The 14,664-nt window shown below is 53.6% G+C and carries 10 protein-coding genes; all 10 read left to right on the top strand.

The genetic code is table 11. The annotated features are described in order from the left end of the window. On the top strand, positions 1–909 hold a 909-nt coding region (locus tag ACEW8P_RS22790; protein WP_373515373.1), incomplete at its 5' end, for a substrate-binding domain-containing protein. Between the two features lie 133 nt (positions 910–1,042). Continuing rightward, positions 1,043–2,056 (top strand): Gfo/Idh/MocA family protein, encoded by a 1,014-nt coding sequence (locus ACEW8P_RS22785; protein WP_373515372.1) that lies wholly within the window; start codon positions 1,043–1,045, stop codon positions 2,054–2,056. A gap of 173 nt (positions 2,057–2,229) precedes the next feature. Further along, on the top strand, positions 2,230–3,567 hold the full coding sequence (locus ACEW8P_RS22780) for a DegT/DnrJ/EryC1/StrS family aminotransferase (RefSeq protein ID WP_373515371.1): 1,338 nt from the start codon (positions 2,230–2,232) through the stop codon (positions 3,565–3,567). Then, the gene (locus ACEW8P_RS22775) at positions 3,567–4,973 is read left to right on the top strand and encodes a neutral/alkaline non-lysosomal ceramidase N-terminal domain-containing protein (protein ID WP_373515370.1); all 1,407 of its coding nucleotides are present in this window, start codon (positions 3,567–3,569) and stop codon (positions 4,971–4,973) included. Before ACEW8P_RS22780 ends, ACEW8P_RS22775 begins: the two co-directional genes overlap by 1 nt. After that, entirely contained in the window at positions 4,970–5,935 is a 966-nt protein-coding gene (locus tag ACEW8P_RS22770) for an amidohydrolase family protein (RefSeq protein ID WP_373515369.1), read from the top strand. Before ACEW8P_RS22775 ends, ACEW8P_RS22770 begins: the two co-directional genes overlap by 4 nt. A gap of 50 nt (positions 5,936–5,985) precedes the next feature. Further along, on the top strand, positions 5,986–7,287 hold the full coding sequence (locus ACEW8P_RS22765) for a hypothetical protein (RefSeq protein WP_373515368.1): 1,302 nt from the start codon (positions 5,986–5,988) through the stop codon (positions 7,285–7,287). Between the two features lie 37 nt (positions 7,288–7,324). After that, positions 7,325–8,644: a sugar MFS transporter gene (locus tag ACEW8P_RS22760; RefSeq protein WP_373515367.1), complete on the top strand. Its 1,320-nt coding sequence runs from the start codon at positions 7,325–7,327 to the stop codon at positions 8,642–8,644. Between the two features lie 38 nt (positions 8,645–8,682). After that, positions 8,683–9,483 (top strand): glucosamine-6-phosphate deaminase, encoded by an 801-nt coding sequence (locus ACEW8P_RS22755; protein WP_373515366.1) that lies wholly within the window; start codon positions 8,683–8,685, stop codon positions 9,481–9,483. A gap of 47 nt (positions 9,484–9,530) precedes the next feature. Continuing rightward, positions 9,531–12,770, top strand: a complete 3,240-nt coding sequence (locus tag ACEW8P_RS22750) for a SusC/RagA family TonB-linked outer membrane protein (protein WP_373515365.1) — start codon at positions 9,531–9,533, stop codon at positions 12,768–12,770. Positions 12,771–12,794: 24 nt separating this feature from the next. Then, on the top strand, positions 12,795–14,627 hold the full coding sequence (locus tag ACEW8P_RS22745; protein ID WP_373515364.1) for a RagB/SusD family nutrient uptake outer membrane protein: 1,833 nt from the start codon (positions 12,795–12,797) through the stop codon (positions 14,625–14,627). Positions 14,628–14,664 lie beyond the last annotated feature (37 nt).

Genomic DNA, 14,664 nt, shown 5'->3' with positions numbered 1-14,664 from the left:
CAGCCCAACGTCCTGGCGAGTCGCCTGGCTTCAGGCAAAATAATAACACTTGCCGCGCTCATTCCCTCCGTTACGCAAGAAACCGATTTTTGGGATGCCCCGCTGCGCGGCATTCAGCGCGCCGAGAAGGAAATCAGCCAGTATGGCGTGAAGGTGGAATCGTACTTTTTCAGTTTGAAAGACCCTAAAACATTCACCGCCCAAACCAATCGAATCCTGGAAGCCGGAGTGGATGGAATTGTTCTCTCTCCTTCCTTTATTAGTGAAGCCGAGCTTTTTGTGGCGAAGTGCCATAAGAAAGGAATACCATTCGTATTTATCGATTCAAACCTGCCCGACAAACCCAGCTTGTCCTATATCGGCCCCCCTTTGTTCCAGAGCGGGTACCTCGCCGGAAGACTATGCACCTACACTCTTAATGAACATAGTAATCTGATGATGGTCAACATAACGAAGGCATTGGATAGCTACACCTATAAGCAAATAGAGAAAGGATTCCGAGCTTATTTTTCTGATCAGGAACAAAGTCCGCCAATCCTCCGAGTCGATATTCAGCAAACCGATTTTGAGTCGGTCGAGGAAAGACTGCGGGGATTGTTCGCCGACAATCCAACGACCGATGCCATATTCGTGACCAATTCGAGAGCATCGCTCGTCGCCCGGTTTTTGGAAGGCGCGTCTTTTCCTAAAAAACCGCTTCTGATTGGCTACGATTTGATCAAGGACAATAAGGACTATCTGACAAAAGGCACGATAGATTTCCTAATTTGCCATCAGCCCGAAGACCAGGGATATCGGAGCGTGATGGCTTTGTACCAATCCCTCGTCTTCTCTACAAAAATCAGCGAAGAATACTATATGCCGATCGACATAGTTACCAAAGAAAATCAGGCATACTACCGCAATTAGACCTATCTCCGTACATTAACTGCGGTAAAACAATACTTTACTGTCTTTTTTTTCTTGAATATCTATAGACTATCGATAATCTTTTTTATATTTACGGGTACGTACCCGGAACCAATAACTGTTATGACCGAATATGGATACATTGACGCATAGCCGAAGATCGTTCCTTGAAACGGCCACGTTGGGCAGTATAGGTTTGGGGTTGCTCGCGCACACTCGCACTCAGGCGAGCGGGGTATTGGCTGAGCAAGGAAAGCGAGTCGGGATCATTGGGCTGGACACTTCCCATAGCACAGCCTTCACCAAGGTGCTGAATGCCGATAACCCGAAGCCAGAATATCAAGGATATAAAGTAGTTACGGCTTATCCTTATGGGAGTCGCGAAATCGAAACCAGCGCCTCCCGAATTCCAGGCTACATAGAAGAAGTTAAGAAACATGGCGTTCAAATCGCAGATTCGATAGACGACTTATTAAAACAGGTGGACGTCGTGCTGTTGGAAACCAACGATGGACGCCTGCATCGTGAGCAGGCTATTCAGGTACTCAAGGCCGGAAAAAGGGTGTTCATCGACAAGCCAATCGCCGCTTCGTTGGAAGACGTTTTGGCTATTTTCGAAGCTTCCAAAAAGTACAAAATTCCGCTTTTTTCCGCCTCTTCGCTCCGCTACACTAACGGCATTGCCGGGATTGGCAAAAGCAAGGTGGTAGGCGCGGATACTTTCAGTCCGGCCAGCCTGGAAAAAACCCATCCCGATTTGTTCTGGTACGGCATTCACGCGGTGGAGCCACTATTCACGGTGATGGGAACCGGTTGTCGGGAGGTAGTCCGTGTCAACACGCCGGGTACCGACATTGTGGTAGGTACCTGGAACGACGGCCGCGTCGGCACGATTCGCGGAACCCGGACAGGCAAGAGTGGCTACGGAGGTATCGTCTTCACTCAGGATGGCAACGTCAATCTTGGCCCTTACGCGGGTTATGAGCCGCTGCTGGTCGAGATCATCAAGTATTTCGAGACGGGACAGGTACCCGTGCGACCCGAAGAAACCATCGAAATGTTTGCATTCATGGAAGCCGCCGACGAAAGCAAGCGACGGGGCGGGGCAGCGGTGAGTCTGGAAAGTGTTCTGGGCAAAGCAAAATAATTTAAAAAAATAAGGCATAGTTAATATTTTTTGACTACTTTCGGGTACGTACCCGTAACCTAATTAAATGATATTCATCTATTTTAAATAGACATATCTAGACAACAACATATCCTTAATTCTTAGCGATGATGGACAATTCATTAAATAGCGACGTCTCCCGACGGGAATTCATGAAACGGAACGCCCTGGCTGGACTGGGTGCCGTAGTAGGTGCCGCAGTCACTGCTCCGGTGATCGGCAGTACCCTGGCTGATAAACCCGCTCTGCTCGGCGGCATGCCCGCCTGGAGCAAGGTTCAGTGGCCCGAATGGCCACAGTGGAATCCTGAAACCGACGAGAAGCGCCTGTTGGAAGTCATGCGAAGTGGCGTTTGGTCGCGGGCAAAAACCGTAGATGAATTTGAGAAGGAATGGGCCAGCGCCATCGGCACCAAGCGATCCTTAGCGGTGGTGAACGGCACCAATGCGCTGGTGATTGCGCTGGCGCAGATGAATATCGGGGCGGGCGACGAGGTCATCGTGCCTCCCTATACCTTCATCGCCACCGTCAGTGCGGTACTTACCAATGGTGCTATGCCCGTCTTTGTGGATGTTGATCGGGAAACTTTCCAGATGGATCCAGCCAAGATCGAGGCCCAAATTACCCCTCGCACCAAAGCCATCATCCCCGTCCACATCATGGGCCTGCCCTGTGACATGGACCCGATTATGACCATTGCCAAGAAACATAACTTGGTAGTTATCGAAGATGCCTGTCAGGCGCACTTGGCCGAATACGACGGCAAGAAAGTGGGCGCTATCGGGCAAGCAGGTTGCTTCAGCTTCCAAAACTCCAAGAACATGCCCATCGGTGAGGGTGGTGCTATCACGAGCAACGACGAGGAGTTCATGGATCGCTGCTACTCCTTTCACAATTTGGGCAACCCTTACGGTACCGCCGTGGGCGCGGTGGGGGTTGGGAGCATCATGCAGGGCACCAAGCTCCGGTTCAGTGAGTACCAGGCAGCCATCGGTTTGGCGCAGTTGAAGCGGCTCGACGCTCAGACGACCACCCGCAACGAAAATGCGGCCTATCTGAAAGCCGAAGTCGAGAAGATCACAGGCATCATGCCTTACAAGCTATACGAGAGAGTCAACCGGGCAGCTTACCACCTGTTCCCCTTCCGCTACGATCCCGAGGGCTTCAAAGGACTTCCGCGCGAAGGATTTATCAAGGCTTTGCGCATGGAAGGCATTCCCTGCACCAGCGGCTACACCGTGCTGAATACCCAGCCTTTTCTCGCGGAGACTTTCCAGTCGCCGGGCTACAAAAAAGTATATCCTGCCAAACTACTGGACATTAAAAAATACAACGAGCGCAATCACTGCCCCGAAAACGAGAAGCTGTGCAGCGAGGCCGTGTGGTTTACGCAAAACCTGCTGCTGGGCAGTCGCTCCGACATGGACGCCATCGCCTCGGCGATTAAAAAAGTACACCATAATGCCGAGCAAGTCAAAGCCAAAAGCTGATGAAAACGAAAGGGGGTTTTCCAGGATGGGGAATAGGACTGCTGCTGCTATTAGTTAGTAGCCACGCGACCGTGTGTCTCGGGCAAACGACTTCACCTACCTGGAAGGCGGGCATCGCTCGAACGAGCATCACGCCGCAGGAATCCATGTGGATGGCGGGCTTCGCCGCGCGCGACCGACCATCGGACGGTATGCTGAACGAGTTATGGGGGAAGGCGCTCGTGCTGGAAGATGCCGCGGGACAGCGAGCCGTGCTGGTTTCGACCGACTTACTCGGGCTGCCGAAGGCAATTTCGGATCATATCAAAAAAGCAGTGCAAGAAAAGTTTGGCCTAACCAAAGCGCAGGTGCTGCTCAACTCTTCTCACACTCACTCGGGACCAGTGCTAGAAGATGCGTTGACCGATATTTATCCGCTCGACGACACGCAGCAAGCCAAAATCACGCAGTACTCACGCTGGCTCGAAACCCGGGTGGTGGGATTGGTGGGAGAAGCCATTGGCAACCTCGAACCAGCCAGTCTTTCGTCCGCCAACGGCGTGACGCGTTTTCAGATTAACCGCCGCAACAACGACGCTAACCTTCTGACGCAATTGACCGAGCTGAAAGGCCCCAACGATTATGCAGTACCGGTCATCAAAGTACTTGACGGCAAACACAAAGTAAAGGCAATTGCCTTTGCCTACGCCTGCCATCCCACGGTGCTTAGTGACACCGAGTGGTCGGGCGATTACGTGAGCTTTGCCCAAGAGGAACTGGAAAAAGCTTATCCCAACGCTACCGCCCTGTTTTTTCAGGGAGCCGGGGCCGATCAGAACCCTCTGCCCCGCCGAACTATTCCGCTGGCCCGGCAGTACGGGCGGGAACTAGCCGCCGCCGTGCAGCGCGTGGTGGAAGAGGAGATGATGCCGCTGGATGCTAAGCTTACGATGGCCTACGAGGAAATCGACTTGGCCCTGGCGGATGGACCAACTGACGAAAAACTAACTGAAATGGCGAATTCGTCCGTGCCTTACTACCAGCGCTGGGCCAAACGGATGCTGACAAAAAAAGAAAAAGGCGAGCCGTTCGCGAAGTCCTCACCTTACCCCATTCAGGTGTGGAAGTTGGGCGCACAGCCCATCGTGGCGCTGGGCGGAGAGCTACTCATCGAGTACGCGATCAAAATCAAGCAGATGTACGGCGAGCAAACCTTCGTATACGGCTACTCCAATTTTGTGATGGGTTATATTCCCTCGGCCACCGTGCTGCGGGAAGGCGGCTACGAAGGAGAAACCTCCCAAATGGTGTACGGACAACCCGCACCCTGGCATTCCTCTATAGAAACTACCATTCTGTCCGGTGTACAGCAGGTAGCCAAACGAGCTGGGCTTTTTGAAAACACTAAAAGCGCTAAGCAGAAATGACTGATAATAAAGACACTTCTAACCTTTCCCGCCGGGGGTTCCTAACCAGTACGGGTGTGTTGCTGGCCGGGAGTGCGCTGGCGCTCGACCGCACCGAAAGTACGCTGGCGGACGAGCCTATCATCGACATCCACCAGCACACCGACTACCGGGGGCGCACCGATGCACAGTTGATTGCTCACCAGAAAGCAATGGGGGCAACGACTACCATACTACTGCCGGCCGGAACGCCCGCCTTTGGATTTTCTACCCATAAGGGCACAACGAACGGCCTGCAAGCTGATTGCAGCGGTAATGAAGCCTGCTACGCTTTGGCAAAAGAATACCCGAAAGCTTTTACATTCGGAGCCAACGAAGTACCCGACCTACCGAACGCTACCGCAGAAATAGAGAAGTATCTCAAACTTGGCGCGCCGATCATTGGCGAGTCTAAGTTTGGTCTGGAATGCGATGATCCGGCGATGCAGGCCATTTACCAGCTAGCGCGCAAGTACCGGGTACCCGTGCTGATGCACTGGCAGTACACGATGTTCAACTACGACTTCTACCGCTTCCACACGATGCTGGAAAAGTACCCCGACGTACACTTCATCGGCCACGCTCAAACCTGGTGGGCCAACATCGACAAGAATCACACCGATCAAAACGTCCTTTATCCTAAAACCAAAGTAACCGCCGGGGGCCTGACCGACCAACTGCTGACCAAGTACCCTAATATGTACGGCGACATGTCGGCGGGCTCGGGTCTGAGCGCCTTGCTGCGGGACGAGGATCACGCCCGCGGGTTTCTGGAACGTCACCAGGACAAGCTGCTTTACGGTAGCGACTGTCTGGACGCCGACGGCCACGGCCCCAACTGCCAGGGGGCCCAAACCATCGCGGCCATCCGCAAACTTGCCCCTACCAAAGCCATCGAGCGAAAGCTGCTGTACGGAAATGCCAAAAGGCTTTTTAAGCTATGAATGATTGATCAAAAAATAACTTCCTGAACCCTACTTCAACCCTAAAGACAATGGCCAATCAACAGTCTGCCATCAAAGAGAAACATCATCTGGAAGCAAAGTCCTACTACTCGGGCTTTGAATTGGCGCACGACACCTACAACGCGATAACCGCCGCCAGTGATGGGAAGATATACTACGTGCTGTGCTCGGAATCGCACGCTATAGGCGGGCAGACGTATGCCTATGACCCAAAGACGGATCAAACGGAATTCCTGGCTAATCTCACGGAGATTTGCGGCGAAAAATACCAGAAAACTATCGCGCAGGGAAAAAGCCACGTCCGCTTTTACGAACACGACGGCAAGCTGTATTTCGCCACCCACGTCGGCTATTACGAAATGATCGACGGTATGGAGCGGCTACCCGGAAAAGCCCCCGATGGCTACGGGTTGTATCCCGGCGGTCATTTTTTGTCCTACGATCTGACCTCCGGGCAATTCGAGGATTTAGCCATCGCCCCGGACGGAGAAGGAATATTGACCTTAACCATTGACCGGGAGCGAGCACATCTTTACGCGCTGACCTGGCCATTGGGAAAGTTCCTCGATTATGATCTCTCGACGGGAGAACTGAGAGATCTGGGCCTGACTTGCGGGCGAGGCGAGGCGGGAATTGTGGGGGAAGATTACCGCGTCATTTGCCGCTCTATGCTGGTCGATCCGCGCGACGGCAGCGTGTACCTGTCCACAGCGGAGGGCGATATCCTGACTTATCAGCCGGGCATGTCTGGCCTAAAAAAAGTGGCGGACGTGGATATGCGCCTCAATTATTTTGGCAAATACGACCCCACCCGTCCCGGCAATATGGGCTATAACTGGCGGAAAATATTTTGGTACGCCCCTGAGCAAGTGGCCTACGGCGTGCATGGCAACTCGGGCTATCTATTCAAATTCGATCCGAGCGCAAAAAAGGTTGAAATCGTCGAGCGCATCACCTCCGAGCCCTCCCGCAAGAGCGGCATGTTCGACCAGTTCAGTTACGGGTATCTCGGTTTTCAGCCCGGCCCCGACGGCGACACGATTCATTACCTCACGGGTGGCCCGATTTACAAAAATGGTAGACGCGTAAAGGGCGCGGATGAGATTGCCAAAGGCGGATCCAAAGGAAAGGAAAACCTCCACCTGGTCACCTACCATATTCCTACGAAGAACTACCAAGACCACGGCCCCATCTTCTACCCCGACGGCTCGCGCCCCAGCTACGTGAATTCGATCACGGTGGGCGACGACGGCAGTGTGTACACCCTGGCCCGCTTCGAACACGAAGGCAAAGAAATTCAGGATCTGGTCAAAATTCCGGGCGTAGTTTAAAGCAACCTTTAAACACTATTATTCCAAAACCCTGCCTATGTCAACGACTACCATAACCGAAAATAAGCCCCTCGACAAGCGCGAAACCAGGATATCGCTCCTGCTCGTCGGAGTGATGTTTTTTATCTTCGGTTTTATTTCCTGGGTCAATTCGATCCTGATTCCCTATTTCAAAATTGCCTGTGAACTAACCAGTTTTCAGGCGTATCTAGTCGCTTTTGCCTTTTACATCGCCTATTTCATTATGTCGGTGCCAGCTTCCTATATGTTGAAGGCCGTCGGTTTCAAGAAGGGCATGATGTTTGGCTTTTGGGCGATGGCGCTCGGGGCCTTCATCTTCGTTCCCGCCGCCCAAACCCGCACTTACGAGATTTTCCTGCTGGGTCTGTTCACTATCGGAATCGGGCTGGCCATTTTGCAGACGGCGGCCAACCCCTACATCACGTTGCTCGGTCCGCAGGACCGGGCCGCGCAGCGGATCAGCATGATGGGTATTTGCAACAAGGCGGCGGGTATTTTGTCGCCGCTGATCTTTGCGGCGGTCATTCTGCGCCCGACTGATACCGCCATGTTTGCCCAACTGGATGCGATGACCGAAGCCGCTCGCGCCACGGCGCTGGACGAATTGGTGCGGCGGGTAATCGTTCCCTATTCGGTTTTGGGTACTTTTCTCTTTGTACTGGGCTACCTGGTGTACCGCTCGCCGCTGCCCGAAATAAACACCGAACAGGAAACGCCCGAGGTGGCTACCGCCAACGCCGGAAAGACCAGCATTTTTCAATTTCCGCACTTGATTCTAGGTGCGCTCGCCATCTTCCTGCACGTAGGTACGCAGGTGATTGCCATCGACACCATCATCAGCTACGCGGGTTCGATGGGCATCGGCCTGCTGGAAGCCAAAGTCTTTCCGTCTTACACGCTTTTCCTGACCATTTGCGGCTACGTGATTGGCATCGTGGCCATTCCCCGCTTCATGAGTCAGGTCACCGCGCTGCGCATTTGTACGGGTTTGGGCACCATTTTTACGGTGCTAATCCTGTTCGCCAGCGGCACCACTAACTTCCTGGGCCATACGGCCGACGTGTCGATCTGGTTTGTCGTGCTGCTGGGACTGGCCAACTCGCTGATTTGGGCGGGCATCTGGCCGCTGGCACTGGACGGATTAGGTCGGTTTACGAAGTTGGGCGCGTCCATTCTCATCATGGGTCTTTGTGGCAACGCCATTCTGCCGCTCTTTTACGGCCATTTCGCGGATGAATTCGATCTGCGTTCGGCCTATTGGGTACTTTTCCCCTGCTACCTGTACTTGGTGTTTTATGCCATGAAGGGCCATAAGGTACGTCGCTGGGCTGTTTAAGAAATCTTTAATAAATTGAAAATACCATGACCACAAAAATGTCATCTGCCCGCACTTTCGAGGTGGAAAACCTCCGGGTAGAAGTACTGGAAAACCGGCCGTCGATGGGAGCGCTTGCCGCCGCGTCGGTCACCCAAAAGATTCGGGAGCTACTGCTGGCTCAGGAACACGTGAATATTGTGTTCGCTTCGGCGCCTTCCCAGAACGAGTTTTTGGCGGCGATGGCCGCCGAGGAAAACCTGGAATGGAATAAAATCAGGGCTTTCCACATGGATGAGTACATCGGCTTGCCCTCGGACGCCCCACAGAGTTTCGGGGAATATTTGCGGGAAAACCTTTTCAGCAAAGTACCCATCAAAGAGGCTTTTTATCTGGATGGCAACGCCCCCGACCCAGCCGCAGAATGTCGGCGCTACGCCAAATTGCTGGCCCAATACCCCACGGACATCGTGTGCATGGGAATCGGCGAAAATTGTCACATTGCGTTCAACGACCCGCACGTGGCCGATTTCAACGATCCCAATTTGGTGAAGGAAGTCAAGCTAGACCTGACTAGTCGAGAGCAGCAAGTACACGACGGCTGCTTTACCAGCCTGGAACAAGTGCCGGAAAGTGCCCTGACGCTCACCATCCCCGCCCTAACCCGCGCCCGCCACTTATTTTGTGTCGTCCCGGGGACTACCAAAACTGCCGCCGTAAGGCACACGCTGACGGATCCCGTCTCGGAAGAATTTCCGGCCACGGTTATGAGGCAACACCCGTCGGCCACGCTCTTTCTGGATCCCGATAGTGCCGGAAATTTTTCGGAACGAAACCAATATTTCCAATCGATGAATTAAGACTTTTTAGTGCAGTAACATTTTTCATTCTAAACAATTAACCTACCATGAAAAAGCTTCTATCCTATCGTGGCCGAAAGTACCTTTCTGCCTGGCTAATTCCAGCGGCGAAAATCGGACTACTCGCCCGTCTGTTATTATGGGCGCTGTGTTTTACGCTACTTGCACCATCGCCGCTATTCGCCCTACCATTGATTGACGAAAACCCGCCCAATCCCGAATTGCTGATGCCGATACAAGGCACAGTAACGGGCGAAAACGGCGAGACGCTACCCGGCGTGAGCGTTCTGATTAAGGGAACGCAAAGAGGAACGGTCACCGACGCAACGGGCAGTTTTCAGCTGGATGCTCCGAGTACCTCCTCAGTACTGGTGTTTTCCTTCGTGGGCTACCTGACCAAGGAGGTGACCGTCGGTAATCAAACTACCCTGAACGTCGTGCTTTCCGTCGATGCCAAAGCCCTCGACGAAGTCGTGGTAGTGGGTTACGGCTCCGCCCGCAAGAGCGACATCACCGGTTCGGTGGGTACGGTGGACGTAGGCGCGCTCGTAAAAGCACCCGTTCCCTCCTTCGCCGACGCCTTGGCCGGACGGGTAGCGGGTGTGCAGGTATCGTCAAATGATGGTCAGCCGGGTGGCGGCTTCAACATCCTGATTCGCGGAGCGGGATCGCTTACCCAAAGTACGTCACCGCTTTTTGTCGTGGACGGATTTCCCATCGAAGATCTCAACCCTAATACGCTCAACCAGGAGGACATCAAGTCCATCAGTATTTTGAAAGACGCCTCCTCGACGGCCATTTACGGTTCCAGGGCCGCCAACGGCGTAGTGCTCATCGAAACCAAGCGGGGCCGGGTGAGCAAGCCGGTCGTCACGCTGTCCACCTCGTTGGGTCTGCAATCGACTCCCCGACAAATTCCGCTGATGAGTCCTTACGAATTTGTGAAGTACCAGCAGGAACTAAACCCCACCCTGGAAAGTACCGCCGGTTATTTCACCGAAGGTAAAACCCTGGAAAGCTACCGCAACGTGGAAGGGATCAATTGGCAAGACAAGGTATTCCGCACCGGGGCGGTGCAGATCTACAACCTCTCGCTGCGTGGCGGAACCGATCAGACCCGTTATTCACTATCCGGCTCGGTCTTCGACCAGAAGGGCGTGGTGATCAACACGGGCTTTAAGCGCTACTCCGGCCGGATTACGGTTGACCAGAATCTCGGCAGCCGGGCGCAAGTTGGGATAACGGCCAATTACAGCGGCCTGACTTCCTCCGGGCAAGACCTTAGCACGGGCGCGGGAAGTTCCAGTCCTTCGGCCACGGTACTGTTCCGCACCTGGGCGTACCGTCCCGTAAATCCCGATCCTTCCCTGCAACTTGAAAACGAACTGGTGGACGCGGGGGCCGTTACTAATTCCGATTTCAGGGTCAACCCGGTGATCGACCTGGAGAATCAATACCAGAAAAACCTCACCGACGTACTGGATGCCAATGCCTATTTGAGTTACCGACTAGCCGAGGGACTTATTTTTAAAACTACCGTGGGCGTTCGAAACAACGATATCCGCAACGAGCGTTTTTACAATTCCAAGACGTCGCAGGGCAGTCCGCTCAATCCTTCCAACACTGACGGGATCAACGGCTCGATCCGGTATAGCAGCTACCGTAGCTATTCCAACGAGAACACGCTCAATTATAAAAAAGTAATCGGTGATCACTCTTTTGATGCCCTGGCGCTGTTTGCCGTGAACGGACTCAACTATTCCACTTCGGGCTACGACGGCCGACTGCTTCCCAACGAAAACCTCGGGCTCGACGGCTTGGACGAGGGCGTCGTTCAAAATCAAAGGCAGCAATCCAGCCGGAACACGATGGCTTCCTATGCCGCTCGTTTGGATTACAACTTCAAGTCGAAGTACCTGGCAACATTTACTTTCCGGGCCGATGGCTCCTCAAAATTTGCTGATCCCTGGGGCTATTTCCCCGGCGTCGCGCTGGGTTGGAATATGGGGAAGGAGTCTTTCTTCCAGGGAGCTTTTCCGTTCGTGTCCAACGCAAAACTTCGGGGTAGTTACGGCAGCACGGGCAACAATCGGATCGGGGACTTCGACAACCGTCCCCAATTGAACCAGTCTCTGAACGGCTATTCCTTCAATAACCAGACGCCAACGGGTGGCGTGTACATTTCGGCGGTGGGCAATTCCTCGCTACGCTGGGAAAAAGTCAAATCTTACGATATAGGTTATGAGCTGGGATTGTTCAATAATCGAGTCGGGCTGGAGGTGGACCTCTACCGGAAGGTCACCGAAGATCTACTGCTGCGGGCGGATCTGCCCCCCACGAGCGGATTCAGCGCGGCGGTGAAGAATATCGGCAAGCTGCAAAATGAGGGTCTTGAATTCACGTTGAACACCGTCAACTTCGAGCGAAAGGATTTCCGGTGGAATAGCAGTTTTAACATCAGCTTCAACCGCAACAAAATCCTGGCCCTGACCCGAGGACAGCAAAGGCTCACCGCTAACGGCCGCTACGAATCGCAGTTCAATAAGCCGCTCTACGTGTCCGAAATTGGTCAACCCGCCGGGATGATATATGGCTTCATTTGGGAGGGCAATTACCAACTGGCGGATTTTGATACCCCAACGCCCGGCAAGTACGTGTTAAAAGCAGACGTACCAACCAACGGCGCGGTACGAAACAGCATTCAGCCCGGCGACATCAAGTACCGTGATCTTAATGGTGATGGCATCATTAACAACGACGACCTTACCGTTATTGGCCGAGGACAACCCCGCCATATTGGTGGCTTTGCCAATAGTTTTGGCTACAAGGGACTCAGTCTTAATGTGTTCTTCCAGTGGTCGGCTGGCAACGACATTTACAACGCCAACCGACTTGCCCTGGAGGGCAACAGCAACGCCCGGGCCAACGTGAATCAGTACGCCAGCTACGTAAACCGCTGGACGCCGGAAAATCCCACCAACGAGAATTACCGCACGCGCGGCCAGGGGCCCATTGGCTTTTACTCCTCCAAAAATGTGGAAGACGGCTCCTACCTGCGTTTGAAGACTTTGGCCCTGGAATACGCCCTTCCGACGGGCATTACCAAGCGGCTGGCGCTCGATAATCTGACATTCAGCGTATCCAGTCAGAACCTGCTTACCTGGACCAAGTACACGGGTCTGGATCCCGAGGTTTCTATCCTCAACCCAGTGCTCTCGCCAGGCTTCGACTTTTCGGGCTATCCCCAGGCGCGGACACTTACGTTTGGCATTAGAGCGACATTTTAATTAAAAACATAAAACTGAACTGATATGAAAACGACCCGCGTTATTCTGGCCTTGGTTTTCCTGGTGACTTTCGGCTCCTGCAAAGAGTTTCTGGTAACCGAGCCCACCGACTTTCTGAGTCCTTCCAACTATTACCGAACCGAGCAACAGCTCGAATTTGCCCGCGCCGGGGTGTACAGCACTCTCGGTGAAAACCCCTTCTACGGTCACCAGGCCCATTATCTGTATGCCTGGGATGCCGATATGGCCTACATGAACCGCTTCACCCTGACGACGGGCCCCTGGAATTATTTTTACTCCCCGGCCGACCGATACAACGATTCGTACTGGTCCAACCTTTACGACGGAATCAACCGCGCGAATGTCGTATTGGCCAACGTGGATAACAACCCCGAGATCGATCAAAAGAAAAGGGATGTCATTCGCGGGGAAATGCTTTTTCTCCGGGCCTTCTACTACTTCATGCTGGTGCAGTACTACGGCGGCGTGCCGATCCGCACGGAGCCGACTCTGTCCGTGGAGGATGTTGATATTGCGCGAGCTACCGTTAAGGAGAACTACGACCAAATCGTCAAAGACATGACCCAGGCCGAGCCGCTGGTACCGGATATTACCGCAATTGGTTTTGGTGGAGCCATCAGCAAGTCGGCCGTACGTGGGCTGCTGGCTCGCGTCAACCTCACTATGGCGGGCGAACCGCTCAAAGACCAGAGCCGCTACGCGGAAGCCAAGAAATGGGCCAAAAAGGTCATAGATGATGGAGGTCACGCCCTGAATCCAAGTTATTCGCAGATTTTCAAGAACCTGGCTGGCGACAAGTACGATATTAAGGAGAGTATTTGGGAAGTGGAATTCTGGGGCAACCTGCTGGATCAGTACAGGGAAACAACGGGGTTGGGGTACATCAATGGCCCCCGTTCGGTGGCGAGCTCTGCCACGGGTCGAGCCGACGCTTATATGTCCATTACGGCCAAGTTTTACGATGTGTATGAGACAGGCGACTTGCGAAAATGGTACAATATCGCGCACTTTACCTATAACAACAACCAGATAAACGGAGACAAGACATTTACCGGCCTACCGGTTACGCAGGAGGATAAATACAAGCTGCTTCCAGCAAAATGGCGTCGGGAATACGAACAGGTACTTCCCAAGGGGATTAGGACGCCTATCAATTTTCCCATTCTCCGCTACGCCGACGTGCTGCTGATGTACGCCGAAGCCGAGAACGCCATCAGTGGGCCGACGGCCGAAGTAGTCGAAATCGTCAACCGCGTCAGGCGGCGGGCCTGGTCCAAGGGAATAAACAAGATCGAGCTAACTAGTGCGGGCAGCGGCTACTCGACGGCCCCCACCGTAACCTTCTCGAGCGGCGGAGGCAGCGGGGCTAAAGCCACAGCTACCATCAACGCGTCTGGACAGGTAACGGGCATCACCCTGAATCGTGATCCAGAGGGAATTACCTACTTTGCGGAAGGAGCCTATACTTCCGCACCCCAAGTGGTTCTGTCCGGGGGCGGAGGCACGGGAGCATCAGCGACCACGACCATTAACAACCCGTCTGCCGCTGATCTTAAACCGGCGCAAACGGCCACCAAGGAAAGTATGCTGGCCGTAATTCAGAACGAACGGTTGCGGGAACTCAGTCAGGAAGGCCAGCGGAAAGCTGACTTGCTTCGCTGGGGCATTTTCCTGAAAACAATGGAGGAGGTGGGTAAAGACGCCCAACGCGACTTTACGGATAGTCCGGCGGTCAAATACTTTACAAACGTAAGTCAGAAGGATCTTTTGTCCCCGATACCTACCTCCGAGATAACGGTAAACCAGGCCATAAAGCAAAACCCCGGCTGGGATTGAGCAAAAAACGCCTTCAAGATGAACGAAGCCAGATGGA

The sequence above is a fragment of the Persicitalea sp. genome, from assembly GCF_041751555.1.
Lineage (GTDB): Bacteria > Bacteroidota > Bacteroidia > Cytophagales > Spirosomataceae > Persicitalea.
Note: the sequence above shows the minus strand (reverse complement) of the source record. Positions and strands in the feature narration are given on the sequence as shown.